The sequence below is a fragment of the Lysinibacillus sp. RS11 genome (assembly GCF_042019215.1).
Lineage (GTDB): Bacteria > Bacillota > Bacilli > Bacillales_A > Planococcaceae > Lysinibacillus > Lysinibacillus xylanilyticus_A.
In genome coordinates, this window is sequence record NZ_CP168124.1 from 332,080 (window position 1) to 349,355 (window position 17,276).

Here is a 17,276-nt window from a genome sequence, read left to right on the forward strand (position 1 = left end):
CTCCCTTACTTCGATTGAATAGCTTAAGTATAAAGAAGGAGCAGCATTTTACCTATTTGGCTATATGACGTCAATATGACAAAGTTGTCATATAATACTCATGATTTTTTCACGCTATTTGAAAAGTCTATAGAAAAGGTAGTGAAGCGTTCGTGGGACTGTAAGGTAAAAGGGTGCTCTAGTGCAGTCAAAATCTTTTTAACCAAATATAAGCCTATACCTGTTGCTTCACCGCTCGTTCTTCCTTTTACACCTGTATAAAAAAGATCAAAGACACGTGAAATTTCGCTATCGGGAATCGTATCTCCGCAGTTTTTAATTTTTAAAATAGCTTCGTCATAACTAATTTGAATGGAACTTTCAGACTCACCGTATTTAATGGCATTATTGATGATTTGATAAAGCACGATTTTTAACCATTTCCGATCTGAATAAATAATATTATTTTCAGCAAGTATCACTTTTGGGAAAACCACTTTGGCAATAAAATAATCCTTTAACTCGTTAATGACCTCCTGAATAATCTCTTTTAATGAGAGTGCCTCTATTTTTAAATCAGCTACTAGATTGGATGTGCGTTCATAAGTTAGCAGCTGGTTGAGGGTAAAGGTCAGCTTATCACATTCTTTATTAATAGTTTGCCAGTGCTCGGATTGACTATTTGCATCAGATTGAATAATCAGTTGAATGACCGACAATGGGGTCTTCATTTGATGAGCAAAATGTGAAAGGACAAGCTGCTTTTCTTTTCCTTGCTCCTCTAAAATTTGCTGTTGTGTTAAGTGCAGATATTGCATTTGTCGTAGTTTTTGGCTATAGGCTTGCTCAATCATTGCCTGTGGTTCATACAGATGGAGGTCATCGCTTGTTAATATGCCTTTCTGTAAATGAGCATAGAGCTTTTTTCTACGATAATAACGACCAATTAGCCAAATAATAAATAGAAAGCTAACGAGAAAGATAAAATAAAAATAGTGTGATGATAAATCATCCAATGTATGAATAATCCAAGGTAATAATAGGAAGCTTACACAATAAAGAATAATTACACTTACATGATCTCGAAAGAAAAGCTTCATTCTTCTGCCTCCACTAATTGATAGCCAAGTCCACGAATTGTTTTAATTTCTAAACAGGATTGAATAGCTTCAAACTTTTTGCGGAGCCGACCAATATTAACAGATAAAGTGTTTTCTTCAACGAAGGATTCATCATCCCAAATAGCACTTAACAACTTTTGGCGAGATACAACATTTGGGTAAGCTTCAAATAGTAACTTGCTAAGCTGCATCTCTTTTAACGTTAACAGGCTCTCGTGTTCCTCAGTATGAAGCCGAACAGTATCTGGATTTAATGTAGTATTGGTAATTGTTATAGAATTAGAATCGGAGGAAGCATACTCTCCATATGTACGACGAATAAGGCCATTCACTTTTGCCATAAATACATCTAGCGAGAAGGGCTTTGTAATAAAATCATCTGCACCATTTTCAATACCATACACTTGGTCGATATCATTCACACGCGCTGATACAATGATAATGGGGCATGTTGACAGCTGGCGGATTTTGCGTGACCAGAAGTACCCATCATAAGTTGGGAGGTTAATATCCATGACTACTAGATGGGGTTGAATAGCTTGAAATTCTTCTACTATACGATTAAATTGTTGGACAGTGTAGCATGCAAATTGATATTTCGATAAATGCTCGGCAATAAGCTTTGAAATAGTAGTATCGTCCTCTATTATGTATATTTTGTACATAGTATCGACCTTTCTTTATTTATATACTTTTAATGTACCCTGATATTTAAGAATCCATAAATACGGCTCATAATTATAACGTGGGGTTGATTTCCGTTCCGACTGGGCGCTTTGTTGCTGCTGTCGTTGCACTTTCGCACAGATAAAACATTGTTGCTGTCGTTGCACTTTCGCACAGAGCAAAGCTTCCTGGGGGCGTCCGATGAGCAGCTTCGCTTGCGCTCCAGGGTCTCGGGCGGCCAACAGATGTTTTTTGCGCGAAAGCGAAGCGACAGCAGCACGATGTTTTTTGCGCGAAAGCGAAGCGACAGCAGCACGATGTTTTTTGCGCGAAAGCGAAGCGACAGCAGCATGATGTTGGTTACGAAGGCGTTATCACAGGACGTGATGGTTTTAGCCTTCGTTCCTCTATCGCTGATCCCCGAGGAGTCGCCCAGTCTCCACTCCAATCAATTTATATACATGGCATACGTTTTAAAATGTCATCTAAACTTTTGGTGATGAGCTATAAATATTTTCATATATATAGTAATTGTATCTTGAAATAATAGAGAAGAGCCACTACAAACTCAATTGAGAAGGTGATGGCTCTTTGATAATCATGAATGGGCCAATTAATTTTTTGGAATGTGGAAGGTGACATTTGTTCCTTCATTTAGGATGCTTTGTATTTGTAATCGCTGTCCGTAAATCCTCTTAAGACGTAAATCAGTATTACGTAATCCTACGCCACAGCTTGTTGAATAACTACCTGAATGTAGCTCCTCTAATTTACTTTGATCTATCCCAACGCCATCGTCTATAATACTTACTGCTACATAATCTGGGAAATCCTTTATGCGGATACAAACGGTTCCACCTTGTTCCTGTTTTAAGACACCATGACGAATTGCATTTTCTACTAAAGTTTGTAAGGAGATAGGGGGAATTTCAATGTTTATAATTTCATCGATATCCCATTCGATGTTTAACAATTCCCCAAAGCGTTGCTGTTCAATATAGAGAAATGAGCGCACTAGCTCTAGTTCATCCTTAAGTGGTACTACTCGTTGTAGATTCCGCACATCAAAGCTTGCATGTAGATATTCACCAAAATGATGCATTAAGTCAATCATCCGATCTGTATCAATCGTACTAAGTGATGCAATTGTATTTAATGTATTAAATAAAAAATGTGGCTGTATTTGAGCTTGAAGCCAAGCTGTTTCCAAATGTAGTCGTTGATTGATGCTATATTTTAAATCGATTAAGGCTTTGCTCCTTACTTTTAGCTCAAGAGAATTAATGGGCTTTGTAACATAATCATTAGCTCCACGAACAAAACCAGTATAAACATCTTCAGGATTATTACGTGCTGTTAGCAATAAGATCGGTAATTCAAGTAATGAGTAATGCTCTCGAATAATTTCAATTAATGCATAGCCAGAAATATAAGGGAGCATCGCATCAACAATGACTAAATCCCAATCCTCTTGCTGTAATGCTTTTAATGCCTTTTCACTGCTAGTAACAGTGGTAACCGCATATGCTGTTGTTGCAAATAAACTACGCATAATGGTTAAGTTTATAGGATCATCATCAACCATTAAAATTTTAAATTGTTTTTCCACTGTCTTTAAAGACGTATTTCCTTCAACATGAGAAAATATATCTTCTTGCTCTATGTAGGATTGCTCCTCATTTAAACTTTCCTCTGCTAATGGTAATGTGAAATAGACATCTGAGCCTTTGTTAGGAACGGAATGTATTTGCAAAGTCCCTCCGTGTAATTCGATAAGCTTCTTTGAAACTAATAACCCGAGACCGATTTGATCGTCGTTATCAGTTCCTTGTTCGTAAGGGGAAAAAAGACGACTTTGGATCTCATCATCCATTCCTAATCCAGTGTCACGAATATGGATTACAACCAGACTATTATCTATATGTGCACTGATTTCTATAGAACAAGCATTTGTATATTTAATGGCGTTGTATAAAAAATTAAAAAGAATTTGAATCAATCGGTTTTCATCGGCCACTACATTAGGAAATGTTTTAGAAATGGTAGAATTCATTTGAATTTGCTTTCCATTTGTTATAAAGCGTAACATATCGAAAACACCATAAATGACACCTTGAATGCTGACGTTTTTTTTATTGAGATGTAAATTACCGTCCTTTAAACGAGTAAAATCAAGTATGTCATTTAATGTAAAGGACATGCTTCTCCCAATATCAATTAACAGCTTTAGGTTTTGTTTATCATCAGCGGCAAGCTTATTGTTTGGATTTTCATAAATGGTCTGTCCTAAGGTAATCATTTTATTCATGGGATCCCATAGCTTTTGTGAACTACTGGATAAAAATTCGTCCTTTAATTCATCGTCCGTTTGTAATTTAGCAATCAATTGATTAATTTGCTCTTTATTTTCAAAAAAATGTTTAAACCAATAACCTGAAAAACCAAGCATGATAAATAAATAGTCTAATGGATAAACGGGTATATCAAAGACATAAATGGATTTGATGAATCCCCATATAATTCCATTTGTTGAACCAAGAGCCGTCAGGGCAATAAAAACGGAACTTTGTTTTTGATTTTCAAGATACTCTTTTAAAGCGAGTGCTGCTACATATAAAAATGAAACGCCATAAAGTATGAAGAAAAGAGGATTTAATGTGTATAACCAATCAATCGGTAAAACGACAGTTAAAAATGCTCCAAGGACATAGATAGCAAAGATCCACTGTAAGCATTTAGCATTACGATATTTCACTAGTAAAATACGCAAAAATTGAACAAAGAAAAAAGAAGAACCGAGATAGATGATAGAAGATAATTTAAATGACCATACATAATCAAGATGTAGCCAGGCAAGTATCGATCGATCATAGGTAATTAATTCATCGGTTAATGGTAAAAGAAAACCTACTGTGAAAAGTAATACAATTGGCTTCCGATAGATGAATAGGAACACAAGAATACTAAAGAGTGCGAACAATACGAGCATGACTGAAATAGTAGAAAGAGATATCTCAGTAATTATTTCGTGATGTACCATAGCTGGTGCAGAGCTAAATAGAACTCGTTTAGCAATGATAGGACTTGCTGGTGTATCAAAATTTGATACATGTAAAATTAAGTCAATTTCAGGTTGCTCATTCGTAAAATATACAGTGTATGGAGCGGCTTGCCCTTTATGATTATTTGAATCAGTAGCGACTTTTCCTGACTGACCAGCTAGCTCCCCATTAATATATAATGTTGAAGCAGTTGATACTGCAGGAATTCGAATGGCATAACGATTATCTTTGGGGGCATTTTCATTGAGTAAAATTTTTAAACGGTATGTACCATATCGTTGTGTCGTTGCCTCAGAATTTCGCGTAGGTATCGTTCGGATAGTTTGCTCGAATAATCGAGGATATTGGTTATTGTCTGTGTTTAAAGGGTCTATTAATGACCCAGGATAGTAGAGCCATTCACCATTTAAGTGAAGCATTTCTTTATCGGTTAGCGGCTGATCACGAATGTCAAATACACCTTCTTGAGCAATCGGTTGATTACTCAAAGGGAGAAAGTATGCTAACCATAGTAAACGAAGGATAGTAAGAACTATAAAAATTAAGATAATGAAAAGTGAATGTCGAATTGTCGCTTTTTTTAACAGTGACATAAGGACCTCCGGGATTTCCTTTTATATTAGAAGGACTATATTTACCATGCCGTGAAGACAGAAAAAAGATAAAAAGGCATCGAGAGAGAACTGTCTCGATGCCTTTTGTGGATGGCCTGAGTATGTCTTTGATTTGATCTTTATTGTAATTTATCAGGCGTGATGGTTAGGAAGAAATAGGTTTATTACGGGCTACTCGCTTTCCTGCGGTAAGCTTTGCTCTGCGACGAAAGAGAAGCGACAGGAGCACTAGCGGAAATCAGCCTCTTCAAATTAATCCGAGTGTATAAAAAGGATTACTCAACACACCTGGCAATTTATACTTCTACTGATATAGCGTTAAATAGCTCAGTTGTTTCGTGCTCTGGTAAAATATCGAGATCAGCTACCAAAGTACTTCTAAATGTATTGTAAACTTTTACAGCACTTGCTCGATTATCCACGTCGATATAGTGTTTCATTAGCTGTTGGATAGCTTTATCGGAATATGGATTATGCTCGAGTGTTATAAGTAATATATGCTCTAGGTTTTTTACGTCCTTTATTGCTGTATAATGCTCTACTAAATCATGAAGTAGAAGAGTAAATTGGGTATTCATGAAATTTGCCTTACTAGTAACCCAAGGATAATCTAATGTGGCCATATATTCACCCTGATAGTTTTGTATTAGTGCCTCAGCCTTCTTTATATCAAGCTTTCCGGTCTCCATTTTACTATTTAAAATATGCTCTAAGTTATGAGCGTCACATTGAAAATCCTCTAGTTGTAAAATATAGCAGCCATTTGCATACTGTATGACTTCTACATAGCCTAATGTAGAAAGTGTAGTGCGTAGATAAGAGACTGTTGTATGTAATTGCACTCTTGCCTTTTTATAGTCTGTCTCTGCCCATAATGCATCGAGGACTGTATCACGAGGTACATGGCTATTAAGATTGGAAAAAAGAAAGGCAAATAATTCTTTTGTTTTAACCGTTCTCCAATGGATGGCTTTGTCATCATGTAAGACAACGAATCCTCCAAAACATTGTATCTTTAGTGTAGGTTTATGCTGTATTCGTATAGGAGTCGAATTTTTTTCTAGGTGGGGGAGTTCTTGGATTCTATTAATAGTTGTCTCTAGACGAGCTTTTGAAATAGGCTTTAATAAATAGTCAAGGGAGTTAATTTCAAATGCTTGGACAGCATAGTCTCGATACGCAGTGACAAATACAATATAGATATTTTTGTTCCATTCTTTTAATAGTTTTGCGATTGCTAAACCGTTCATACCAGGCATTTCAATATCTAAAAATGCTACTTGAAAATCCAAGCTAGGACCCTCTGCAAGCAAATCTTTTACATTTGTAAAGGATCTAATGACCTCTAGTGAATTAAATTCCTTCAACTTTTTCTCCATGTTTACAAGAGCTAATGGCTCATCGTCCATTACTATCACTCGAATCAAAAAGGGCACCAACTTTCAAATATTAATTAACTTGAATTGAAGAAACTTAAAGTGAAATTGGTTAAAGTGAAATATCAATAACTGACCCTTTATACAGATGTGCGGCCACTTGCTGTTGAGGCAGATCTTCTAGTAAGTCGACAGCAGCTACCATATCTAGATTGAGTGCACTTTGCATAACAGTCATTTGTACAGTTTGTTGTAGCTCTATAATCTGAGAAGACATTATTGGAATTTCCACCCTATATTCCTTCATTAACATATTATCGGTTAAAAATATTGATTTTCCAACGTATAAAAGTTGCAAAAAAAATTATGGGTATTTTTCCATGAAACTATTTGATTTACTAAAAAAATGATTGATATTGTATATTTTTCCGTTTTTATAGAAATAATTCGTAATATCAGGTCCATTGTCCTGAGTGATTAATTGCATTCTCTAGCATTGCTTGCATAAAAGAGCCTAACTCTAGTGAGCTAGCAGCAGATTGCAAAATTATAAAATATGGAGGTATTACGAAATATGAAGAAACGAGCATTAGCTTTAGCTGTAACATTGACATTGGGTTTAAGTTTGTTTGCAAGTCCGTCATCTGCTGAGGACAAACTCAATGTTATACCAATTGACCCGTTATGGGGGATCTCGAAGATATACGAATTAGCTGTAGGAGAAATAGGGCTACTAGACGAAATAGATCCGAAATGGTTTAATTTAGGGAAAAAATCAAATGTAGATGACACGAAAAATGAAAAATCATCGAAAGACCAACATCACATTGTGCATGGGGATACATTATTTTCAATTGCACGTGAAAATGGTGTATCAGTGGAAAAGTTAAAAGAATGGAATAACCTTACTTCTGATGTGATTTATGTAGGCGAATTGTTAGCTACCAAAGCATCAGCAGCAAAGCCTAAAACTACTGTGAGCGAAACTAAAAAGGTAGCAACAGCTTCCAATACAAAGCAAGTAACGACATCGAATACAAAACCAGCAACAAAATCAAGTACAAAACAAGTAAGTGCTCCAGCAAATGCGACAGGCCAAACGCTAACAATGCGAGCGACTGCTTATACAGCGTATTGTGAGGGATGTTCGGGGATTACAGCGAATGGAACAGATATAAGATCTAATCCGAACTTGAAGGTAATTGCGGTAGACCCACGTGTTATTCCTCTTGGTACTAGGGTTTGGGTTGAAGGTTATGGCGAGGCAGTCGCAGCAGACACGGGCGGAGCAATAAAAGGTAATAAAATTGATGTGTTTATTCCTACTGAGGGACAAGCTCGCCAGTGGGGTGTTAAAACAGTTACTGTTAAAATTTTGAATTAATGTATGGAAAGGGATGTCTCGCTGACTTGGAGATATCCTTTTTATTTATAACAGTCACCGAAATGCTAATCTCTATAGTTTACAGGTTGCTAAATTTACTGCTTTTCCAATGATTCACAAAATTCCAATCAAAATTGCATAAGTAGGAGGATTGTTGGCAACCATCAGAAATAGAGGAGGTATTTTTATGAAAAAAATGAGTTTAATAATCATTTCCTTATTAGTATTTGTCGGTGGTTGTAATTTCTTCGAAAAGAAGGAGAAAAAAGTGGAAGTTAACGCAAATTCAGCACAAACTGCAACCGCGAAAGTAATAGGAAAAAATAATGAAAGCTATGGAAATGCATACTTTCAGGAAGAGGATAATGGGGTCAGGGTGACACTCGCGCTATCAGGATTGCCATCCGGAACGCACGGCATTCATATTCATTCAGTTGGGAAGTGTGAACCACCAACGTTTGAATCAGCAGGTCCACATTTTAATCCAACGAGTAAAGAGCATGGGAAGGATAATCCTAAAGGCTATCATATGGGAGATCTTCCGAATTTAGAAGTTGGTGAAGATGGTAGTGTAGATATGAATTTCTTAGCGGAAGGGCTAACATTAGATAAAAATGCTGCAAATTCATTATTGGGTGGAAAAGGTACTTCATTAGTCATCCATGAGTCAGAGGACGATTATAAATCAGATCCTGCTGGTAATTCTGGTGCTAGAATTGCTTGTGGTGCTATTCAATAAGGAAAATGAATCGACTGTATCTGAAGTAAATCACTTTAGATGCAGTCTTTTTTTAGTGGTTAGAAATCGGCTCATAGGACGCCCTCAGTTGGAACGGAAATCAACCGCACGTTATGGTAATAAGCCAAAAAGAAGAAGTGAGTGGTCTTTTTTTATAATTCGACATGCAATTTTCATACATTTTGTAACTAATTTTATTTTGTTAGAAAAAGAATTTTATAGTATTGGATAGATAAAAATGGTGTAAATAAGTAATTGTTGAAATTCGTAAATAATTGTCGTTTTATAGAATTGTATAATTATAAAAGACTGAATTTACTATAAATTTATTGACATTATTATACTGTGTTTGATAATTTTAAGTAGATTCTTATTTTTAACCAAAGGGGGAAGGTTACTTTGAAGAAAAAACAATTCAGGCTATTAATGCTATTAAGTGCCTTTGCGCTATTGATTTTAGCTGCATGTGGAACGGGTTCTAAGGACACAGATAAGGGAGATTCGACAGCATCTGAGAAGCCAAAATTTTTAAACTTATTAACAGGTGGGACACAAGGTACTTACTATGCATTAGGTGGAACATTTGCTGATTTAATTTCTAAAGAAACAGACATTAAAACAACTGCTGAAGTATCTCAAGCATCTGCAGCCAACATGACTGCATTACAAGAAGGTAAAGGTGAAATTGCTTTTGTACAATCAGACATTGCTTATTACGCTACTGAAGGAACAATGATGTTTGAGGGTAAAAAAATTGACTCAATTGCTGCTCTAGGTGCACTTTATCCAGAAACAGTACAATTAGTAACGACTGAAGCGTCAGGTATTAAAACTTATGCTGATTTAAAAGGGAAAAAGGTATCCGTAGGTGCGCCAGGTTCTGGGACTTACGCAAATGCTGAACAATTACTTGAAATTCATGGTTTAAAAATGGATGATATCAAAGCACAAAACCTTGATTTTGGTGAGTCTACTGACGGTCTTCAATCAGGCCAAATTGATGCAGCGTTTATTACTGCGGGTACGCCAACAGGTGCTGTTGAGGCTTTAAATGCAACAACTAAAGTGAATATTATCGGTATGGATGCTGGTAAAGCAGATGAGTTAATTGCTAAATACCCTTACTATGCAAAAGATACAGTAAAAGCTGGTACGTATGGGCTTGCAAATGATACTGAAACAGTTTCGGTACTTGCGATGTTAGCGGTGAAAAAAGATCTTCCGGAAGATGTTGTTTATTCGATGACGAAAGCTATTTATGATAACACAGATAAAATTTCCCACGCTAAAGGTGAGTTTATCAATGCGAAGACAGGTTTAGAGGGTATTAGTATTGATGTTCACCCAGGTGCTCAAAAATACTTTGATGAAAATAAATAACAGAACATTCGGAGTTTAATTAAAAGAAGTGGTTGCTGCGGGTAGTGCTTGAATCTTGCTTGTGGTGAAGTGAAAAATCTGCAGCGGAAATCAACCTCACGTTATGAAATACGAAGGGGCTCGGATTGCGTAAAGCTTCGGGCCTCTTTTCTTCCTGTTAAGTCGTGAACGATAGCGAATAGCTTTTTAAGTGGGGGAATAGATGTAATGCGAAAGAGGAAATTAATCATTGTTTTAGTTTTTTTATGTTTAATCTTCAGTATGGTCATTTTTCTTCCTCTTCAAAAGGTATTCGCATTTACTGAAACGCGCATAGATCATCCAATAGTGCACTATATACCATTGAAAACTGAGGATACATTTCAAATTAGATACACCCATTCCATCCATAAATCGGATGTACTTGAACATTATCAATGCGTAGATGGAACACGTATTCAAATGTTAGGGATGGAGTATGAGGATTTAGCGATTGGCATGCCGAGCTATGCAGAGGAAAATCAAACATTAACAAAACGAGATGGTAAATATTTTTTGCAGTTCGATAACGAAGTCATTGAAAATTTTACGATCTATATAGCCGATTTGGACTTAGATCTTGTATTAGGTTACGAGCAGTACGAATATGATTTAAAAAGAAATTTACAAAGGGGAAAATCCTATTTATTTGAGGTGAAGCGTATATCGCTTTATGAACAATGGAAAGGAGTAAGGATGAAATGACGACTCAGCATAAATCAAATAACGAAGTAAAAAATGAAGAATTCGAACAAATATCGGCTGAAGAGCAACAAGCAATACTTGAGAAATATGATATTGAATCGAATGTACGAAACATATCAGGCATTATGAAACATGTCATTTTCTTTGGACTACTAGCATTTTCATTGTTCCAACTATATACAGCCATTTTTGGTCAATTTCCAGCGCAAATCCAGCGTACGATCCATTTGGGTTTTGGTTTGACCCTTATTTTCTTGCTATTCCCAGCTCGAAAAAAAGCAGCAAAGCATAAAATCGCATGGTTCGATTATATTTTAGCGATATTATCTATTGTAGTAGGCTCGTATTGGACGATGAATTATACAGAGCTGATTAACAGTAATGGTACCATTACACAAATGGATTTTATCGTTGGTTCAATAGCTGTTGTATTGGTACTTGAGGCAGCTCGCCGTGCAGTAGGATTACCAATTACAATCATTGCTATATGTTTCTTAATTTATGCATATTTTGGACCGTATTTCCCGGCATTTATGGCACATAGAGGGCAAGATTTCGAGAGTATTGTTAATCTCATGTATTTTACGACGGATGGTATCTTTGGAACGCCAATTAGTGTTTCGGCCACATTTATTTTTGTGTTTTTACTTTTTGGGGCATTCCTTGTCAAAACAGGTGTTGGTCAATATTTTAATGATCTAGCTGTAGCTCTTGCGGGTAAATTAATTGGTGGTCCAGCAAAAGTAGCGGTATTTTCTAGTGCGCTTCAAGGTATGATTTCAGGAAGCTCGGTAGCGAATGTAGTAACATCGGGATCATATACAATTCCGATGATGAAAAAGCTTGGGTACCGTAAAGAGTTCGCGGGTGCAGTTGAAGCGGCTGCTTCTACAGGTGGACAGTTAATGCCGCCGATTATGGGGGCCGCAGCGTTTTTAATGGTTGAGTTTATCGGGCGCGGAATAACGTATTGGGATATTGCCAAGGCGGCTGCGATACCTGCACTGTTATATTTTACAGGTATTTGGATTATGACTCACTTCGAAGCAAAACGTGTAGGGTTAAGAGGCTTACGTGAAGATCAAATGCCAAATCGTCGAGAGGTATTTAAGAAAATTTACCTTCTATTGCCGATTATCGCAATCATCGTTTTAATGTTAACGGGTACACCAGTAATGCATGCTGCACTATACGGTATTCTTATTTCTATTGGTGTTGCCATGTTTGATAAAGAAACGCGTTTAAAACCAATGGATATTATTGATGCATTAGTTGAAGGTGCTCGTACAGCACTTGGGGTAGTAGCAGCAACGGCTTGTGCAGGTATTATCGTAGGTGTAGTTGTAAAAACAGGTTTAGGCTTAAGTTTAGCTAATAGTTTAGTAGAATTAGCAGGCGGTAGTATTATATTAACACTGATTTTTGTTATGATTGCCTCCCTAATTTTAGGAATGGGGGCTCCGACAACAGCAAACTATGTAATTACGTCAACAATTGCTGCTCCAGCAATCGTAGCATTATTAGCGCCGAATACACCACAGGAACTAGTACCAGTAGTTGTTTTATTATCGGCACATTTCTTCGTGTTCTATTTTGGTATTATCGCCGATATAACACCGCCAGTGGCACTTGCTGCTTTTGCGGCTTCAGGCATTTCCGGTGGAGATCCTATTAAAACGGGTGTAAACTCAGCGAAACTTGCTATTGCTGCGTTTATCATTCCTTATATGATTGTGTTCTCTCCAGCGTTACTAATGATAGATACAACTGTTCCGCAAATTTTATGGGTAGTATTCACGGCCGTTACAGGAATGGTAGCTATTGGTGCAGGAGTAATAGGTTACTGGTATCGCAAAATGCTGTGGTTTGAACGTATTATTTCTATTGCAGCTGGTCTACTACTTATCTATCCAGAAAAATTCTCGGATTGGGCTGGTTTAGCAATCTTTATTGTGATGTTTGTCATTCAATATGTAACACAATATAAAGGGGACAGTGATGACAATCAAAATGGTAAAACGAGTGCTATAGCTTAGGTAAGAGGTAAAAAGTGCTTAGGTCCGACGTAATATTAAGAATCTGCTCATTTTCTGAGTTAGTAAGTGCATGCCTTGTAATGTCTACAAGGAATTTGCTTAACTTACAAGCTGCAGAAACGAGCAGATCTTTTTTTCTTTTTAAGTGAGCTATCTACAACACGCCGCATATTGGGCAAATTGTATTCCTAAGTAAAATGCAAGGAGCTTGGGCAAGTAAACGCAGCTTTTAAAAAGGATTTTCCTATTGTGAAATTCCTTTTTTGACATTGGATTAACGAAAGAACATTATTAAATGTACGTGAAAGGTGATAGGTTTTGTATTTGATGAGAGGTGGAGATTTATGAAAGTACACGATTGTCCTAATTGTAATACCTATAGTAGAGAATGTATTATTGTCATCCAAAATGCTCCGAACTTTTCAGGAGAGATATTAAAGTGCAGTATTTGTTCCTGGAGCGGAAAGTGGTCGGAAATGACAGTGCGGGAGGTTAAATTGCCGGTGATTCCAGGCGGGATCGTGATCCCTGGGGTCGAACCAATTACTGATTATTATGTACTGCATTCAGATCAAATTAGAGTTACTTATACAGGGGGATGTTGCCCTCATTGTGGTGGAAGTGATCCGTTTTGCTGGTGCATGACGTTATAAATGATTGCGATGAGCCTCTTGCTCGAAGTTGATGATTAGGCAGTGCACTTACATTTACCTTATTGTTAATGTGTGACATTATATAAAACCAACTACTTGCAAATAAATGTAAGCATTTGCACGACTTTTAATAAAAGTAATTTGATACATCTCTTTTTTTGATAAACCTCAAGCTTTAATCTAAAAAGTAGATTGTTTTTATACTTTTTATGCATATAAAGCATTATTTATTGATTTTTTTAAAATAACTACTGTATAATTAAAATATCAGAAAATTCAATTAAATCAAAAGGAGAGGTGATTACATGAAAAAGTTGTTCAATTCAAAGTTTGAAACATATTTAATGGATCAGGAATTGGAGTTAACTATGGAAGAGGAAAAAAATGAGGAGCAAACTACACGGGTGTATTATGAAGAATATCCAGAAGGCTTTTTTACAAGTTTATAATATTTATTTGATGGGCTGTGCTAAAGGTGGAAAAAACTTTTAACACAGTCCTTTGCTTTTTTTTACATATTTTAAATCACTTTTTTATATTGTCTGTTTAGTTGATAAAAAATTACTGTTTGAAATTATGTTAATAATATATCTTATTTATTCCTTTTGTCTAGGTCTAATTCCATATATACTTTTGTGAAATGGTTTCCTGTATAATGGGAATCAAAAATGCGTATAGAGGTGTAATTATGTCAAATGCGGTTACATTAGAAGAGACAATTTATCAATGGTTTGAACATTTTCATAAATACCCAGAGGTCAGCTGGAAGGAGTTTGAAACAACGAAAAAGATTGCGTCGATTTTAGATGAGTTAAACGTATCGTATCGTTTGTTAGGCGATGTTACAGGGCTAATTGCTGAAATTGGTTCAGGAGATGAAATTGTTGCGGTACGTGCTGATATAGATGCATTGTGGCAAGAAGTGGACGGGGAATGGCAAGCTAATCACTCATGTGGGCATGATGCTAATATCACAATGGTATTAGGTGCTTTATTACAGCTGAAAGATCGACCATTACAACATCGTGTCCGTTTTATTTTCCAGCCTGCTGAAGAACTTGGTAATGGTGCTTGTGCAGCCTTTGAGCGTGGAGCTGTCGATGGCGTATCGCATTTATTTGGTGTTCATCTAAGACCGATTGAAGAACTACCGCTTGGCAAGGTTTCGCCTGCTATTCATCATGGTGCGGCATATTTTTTAGATGGAACAATTAAAGGTACTGATGCCCATGGTGCTAGACCTCATCAAGGGAAAAATGCAATTGATGTTATTATGGCAGTGCAACAAATGCTGCACAGTATTCATCTATCACCATTTGAGCCACATTCGGCAAAGTTAACGAAAATTGTTGCAGATGGAGGTAGTACAAATATTATTCCGGGTACTGCGAGCTTCTCGATGGATATCCGTGCACAACGTAATGATCAATTAGAATTACTTCGTAGCCGTATTGAATTTGGCTTAAAATCGATTCAACAGCAGTTTGAGATTGATATGGATTGGCAATGGATTGATTTTACACCTGGTGCTGAGGTTTCTCCAGTTGCAGCACGTATGGCTAAAAATGCCATTGTCGAGACGTTAGGTGAAGAACGCCTTGCTGAAGAAATTACAACTCCTGGAAGTGATGATTTCCATTTCTATACGGTTAAAAAACCGGAATTAAAAGCGACGATGATTGGTATTGGTGCTAATTTGGCACCAGGATTACACCATCCAAAAATGTCTTTTGAACGTAGTGCATTAATAGATGCTGCAAATGTACTTGCTTGTGTATTAGAAAAAAAACCAGAATAACTATGTGTGGGAGTTAAATCAAAAGATTAAAATTCTTTTGATTTAACCCCTTTTTATTTTGCTTTTTTGTCGAAATGCATGAATATACGTGGGTTTGCATTGTTTGTAATAGCTATTTGAAAGCGTTTTTTTACGCTAAAAAAGGAGAAATTGCTCGAGAAGCATAAATTTTTTGCGTTGACTTTTAATTTTTTGAATATTAAGCTAAAAATCGTAAAAAAATATTTGCGCCTTAGAAAATTTTAAAAGGGAATGGGTGCAAAAAAGGGGATGGGACGATGAAAAAGGAAATCAGTGCTGGTTGGGCACTTCTAACTTTTGCAATAATGATTATAGCTATGCTTATAACAGTAGTTGTGTTAGAGCAAAGTCCTCACGTGCCACTAATTATTGGAACAACTGTAGCGGCAATTGTTGCCAAATTACATGGATTTAAGTGGTTAGAAATTGAAGAAATGATGTATAAGGGGATACGCCTAGCTTTACCTGCAATTGTCATCATTATTTTAGTAGGTTTGACAATTGGTGCTTGGATTGGTGGCGGTGTCGTAGCTACAATGATTTATTTTGGTTTAAAATTAATTTCCCCAGCTTGGTTCTTAGTGACAATCATGCTGTTGTGTTCAATTGTTTCACTGGCGATTGGTAGTTCATGGTCAACGATGGCAACAATTGGTGTTGCTGGTATGGGTATTGGGTTAAGTATGGGAATCCCTGCACCAATGATTGCTGGAGCAGTTATTTCGGGTTCATATTTTGGTGATAAGATGTCACCGTTATCGGATACTACTAATCTCGCGGCAGGTTTAACAGGTACCGACTTATTTGAACATATTAAGCATATGCTTTATACGACAATTCCGGCTTTGGTCATTGCTATCGTAGCATTTGGAATTATGGGAAGAAGCTTTGCGGATATCTCAATGAAATCAGAAAGTATTTTAACAACACTACAAGTAATGGAGGACAGCTTTGTTATTTCTCCGTGGCTATTGCTTGTACCAGTTGGTGTAATTGTATTGGTAGCAAAAAAAGTACCTGCAATTCCAGCTTTAATTGTTGGAATTATCTCAGGATTCTTACTACAAATCTTCGTGCAAGGTGGCACTCCTGCAATGGCTGTACATGCTTTACAAGAAGGATTTGTTATTTCAACTGGCAATGAAATGGTGGACGAGTTATTTAACCGTGGTGGTTTAGATTCAATGATGAATACGGTTTCAATGACGATTGTGGCTATGACATTCGGTGGGGTGTTAGAATATTCCGGCATGTTAAAGTCACTTATGAATGTTATTGTGAAGTTTGCTAAATCTACAGGAAGCCTAGTTGCTTCAACGATTGCTGCATGTATTACAACAAATGCTACATGTTCTGAGCAGTATATTTCAATTGTTGTTCCATCACGTATGTTTGCGAATGTTTATCAAGAGCGTGGCCTGCATTCGAAGAACTTATCTAGAGCGTTAGAGGATGGGGGAACTTTAACTTCTGTGTTCTTCCCGTGGAATACTTGCGGAGTCTTTATTTTAGCAACATTAGGTGTAAGCGCGATTGAATATGCGCCATATGCAATCATTAACTTCTTGGTACCGATCATTTCAATTATTTATGCATATGTAGGGTTTGCGATTGTTAAGCTGACACCTGAAGAAATAAAAGAGGCAGAAAAGCGTAAAAAAGAGCAAGAAGTGAATGAAGCTAATATGGTCATGGCTGACTAATGTAGAAACTAAAATTCCGCT

15 protein-coding genes are annotated in these 17,276 nt (G+C 36.6%); 9 read left to right on the forward strand and 6 right to left on the reverse strand.

Annotation, left to right across the window (positions count from 1 at the left end; translation table 11 throughout):
* Window positions 1-98: 98 nt before the first annotated feature.
* The 6 genes from AB9L17_RS01795 to AB9L17_RS01820 form a co-directional block, all read right to left on the reverse strand.
* Window positions 99-1,079, reverse strand: coding sequence for a sensor histidine kinase (locus AB9L17_RS01795; RefSeq protein ID WP_223554677.1), 981 nt, complete (start codon window positions 1,077-1,079; stop codon window positions 99-101).
* Window positions 1,076-1,765, reverse strand: coding sequence for a response regulator transcription factor (locus AB9L17_RS01800; RefSeq protein WP_068985920.1), 690 nt, complete (start codon window positions 1,763-1,765; stop codon window positions 1,076-1,078). The genes AB9L17_RS01795 and AB9L17_RS01800 overlap by 4 nt, the downstream gene beginning before the upstream one ends.
* A 15-nt stretch (window positions 1,766-1,780) precedes the next feature.
* A complete protein-coding gene (locus AB9L17_RS01805; protein WP_223554675.1) occupies window positions 1,781-2,008 on the reverse strand; it encodes a hypothetical protein in 228 nt (75 codons plus the stop codon).
* 371 nt (window positions 2,009-2,379) lie between these two features.
* Complete coding sequence (locus tag AB9L17_RS01810; protein ID WP_223554671.1) at window positions 2,380-5,421, reverse strand: ATP-binding protein; 3,042 nt, start codon at window positions 5,419-5,421, stop codon at window positions 2,380-2,382.
* A gap of 317 nt (window positions 5,422-5,738) precedes the next feature.
* Complete coding sequence (locus tag AB9L17_RS01815; protein WP_223554767.1) at window positions 5,739-6,860, reverse strand: response regulator; 1,122 nt, start codon at window positions 6,858-6,860, stop codon at window positions 5,739-5,741.
* A 70-nt stretch (window positions 6,861-6,930) separates the two neighbouring features.
* A complete protein-coding gene (locus AB9L17_RS01820; protein ID WP_263297514.1) occupies window positions 6,931-7,095 on the reverse strand; it encodes a polyribonucleotide nucleotidyltransferase in 165 nt (54 codons plus the stop codon).
* Between the two features lie 297 nt (window positions 7,096-7,392).
* Here AB9L17_RS01820 and AB9L17_RS01825 point away from each other — a divergent pair, with 297 nt between their 5' ends.
* From AB9L17_RS01825 to nhaC, 9 genes are all read left to right on the forward strand, one after another.
* On the forward strand, window positions 7,393-8,202 hold the full coding sequence (locus AB9L17_RS01825; RefSeq protein ID WP_068985924.1) for a 3D domain-containing protein: 810 nt from the start codon (window positions 7,393-7,395) through the stop codon (window positions 8,200-8,202).
* 187 nt (window positions 8,203-8,389) lie between these two features.
* The gene (locus tag AB9L17_RS01830; protein WP_068985925.1) at window positions 8,390-8,941 is read left to right on the forward strand and encodes a superoxide dismutase family protein; all 552 of its coding nucleotides are present in this window, start codon (window positions 8,390-8,392) and stop codon (window positions 8,939-8,941) included.
* A 399-nt stretch (window positions 8,942-9,340) separates the two neighbouring features.
* Window positions 9,341-10,321 carry a TAXI family TRAP transporter solute-binding subunit gene (locus tag AB9L17_RS01835; protein WP_139114473.1) on the forward strand — a complete coding sequence of 327 codons (981 nt, stop codon included), beginning with the start codon at window positions 9,341-9,343 and terminating at the stop codon, window positions 10,319-10,321.
* 207 nt (window positions 10,322-10,528) lie between these two features.
* On the forward strand, window positions 10,529-11,044 hold the full coding sequence (locus AB9L17_RS01840) for a DUF1850 domain-containing protein (protein ID WP_375199963.1): 516 nt from the start codon (window positions 10,529-10,531) through the stop codon (window positions 11,042-11,044).
* Entirely contained in the window at window positions 11,041-13,080 is a 2,040-nt protein-coding gene (locus AB9L17_RS01845) for a TRAP transporter permease (protein ID WP_375199964.1), read from the forward strand. The genes AB9L17_RS01840 and AB9L17_RS01845 overlap by 4 nt, the downstream gene beginning before the upstream one ends.
* Before the next feature lie 503 nt (window positions 13,081-13,583).
* On the forward strand, window positions 13,584-13,733 hold the full coding sequence (locus AB9L17_RS01850) for a hypothetical protein (protein WP_223554669.1): 150 nt from the start codon (window positions 13,584-13,586) through the stop codon (window positions 13,731-13,733).
* A gap of 305 nt (window positions 13,734-14,038) precedes the next feature.
* Entirely contained in the window at window positions 14,039-14,182 is a 144-nt protein-coding gene (locus tag AB9L17_RS01855) for a hypothetical protein (RefSeq protein WP_175401799.1), read from the forward strand.
* A 239-nt stretch (window positions 14,183-14,421) separates the two neighbouring features.
* On the forward strand, window positions 14,422-15,531 hold the full coding sequence (locus tag AB9L17_RS01860) for an amidohydrolase (RefSeq protein ID WP_223554667.1): 1,110 nt from the start codon (window positions 14,422-14,424) through the stop codon (window positions 15,529-15,531).
* Window positions 15,532-15,809: 278 nt separating this feature from the next.
* Window positions 15,810-17,255: a Na+/H+ antiporter NhaC gene (gene nhaC / locus AB9L17_RS01865; protein WP_068985930.1), complete on the forward strand. Its 1,446-nt coding sequence runs from the start codon at window positions 15,810-15,812 to the stop codon at window positions 17,253-17,255.
* Window positions 17,256-17,276: the final 21 nt, after the last annotated feature.

Bases quoted from the DNA above. Each gene is read 5' to 3' on its own strand.
- AB9L17_RS01795 (WP_223554677.1), bottom strand. From the start codon at position 1,079: ATGAAGCTTTTCTTTCGAGATCATGTAAGTGTAATTATTCTTTATTGT.
- AB9L17_RS01800 (WP_068985920.1), bottom strand. From the start codon at position 1,765: ATGTACAAAATATACATAATAGAGGACGATACTACTATTTCAAAGCTT.
- AB9L17_RS01810 (WP_223554671.1), bottom strand. From the start codon at position 5,421: ATGTCACTGTTAAAAAAAGCGACAATTCGACATTCACTTTTCATTATC.
- AB9L17_RS01820 (WP_263297514.1), bottom strand. From the start codon at position 7,095: ATGTCTTCTCAGATTATAGAGCTACAACAAACTGTACAAATGACTGTT.
- AB9L17_RS01825 (WP_068985924.1), top strand. From the start codon at position 7,393: ATGAAGAAACGAGCATTAGCTTTAGCTGTAACATTGACATTGGGTTTA.
- AB9L17_RS01830 (WP_068985925.1), top strand. From the start codon at position 8,390: ATGAAAAAAATGAGTTTAATAATCATTTCCTTATTAGTATTTGTCGGT.
- AB9L17_RS01840 (WP_375199963.1), top strand. From the start codon at position 10,529: ATGCGAAAGAGGAAATTAATCATTGTTTTAGTTTTTTTATGTTTAATC.
- AB9L17_RS01845 (WP_375199964.1), top strand. From the start codon at position 11,041: ATGACGACTCAGCATAAATCAAATAACGAAGTAAAAAATGAAGAATTC.
- AB9L17_RS01855 (WP_175401799.1), top strand. From the start codon at position 14,039: ATGAAAAAGTTGTTCAATTCAAAGTTTGAAACATATTTAATGGATCAG.
- AB9L17_RS01860 (WP_223554667.1), top strand. From the start codon at position 14,422: ATGTCAAATGCGGTTACATTAGAAGAGACAATTTATCAATGGTTTGAA.
- nhaC (WP_068985930.1), top strand. From the start codon at position 15,810: ATGAAAAAGGAAATCAGTGCTGGTTGGGCACTTCTAACTTTTGCAATA.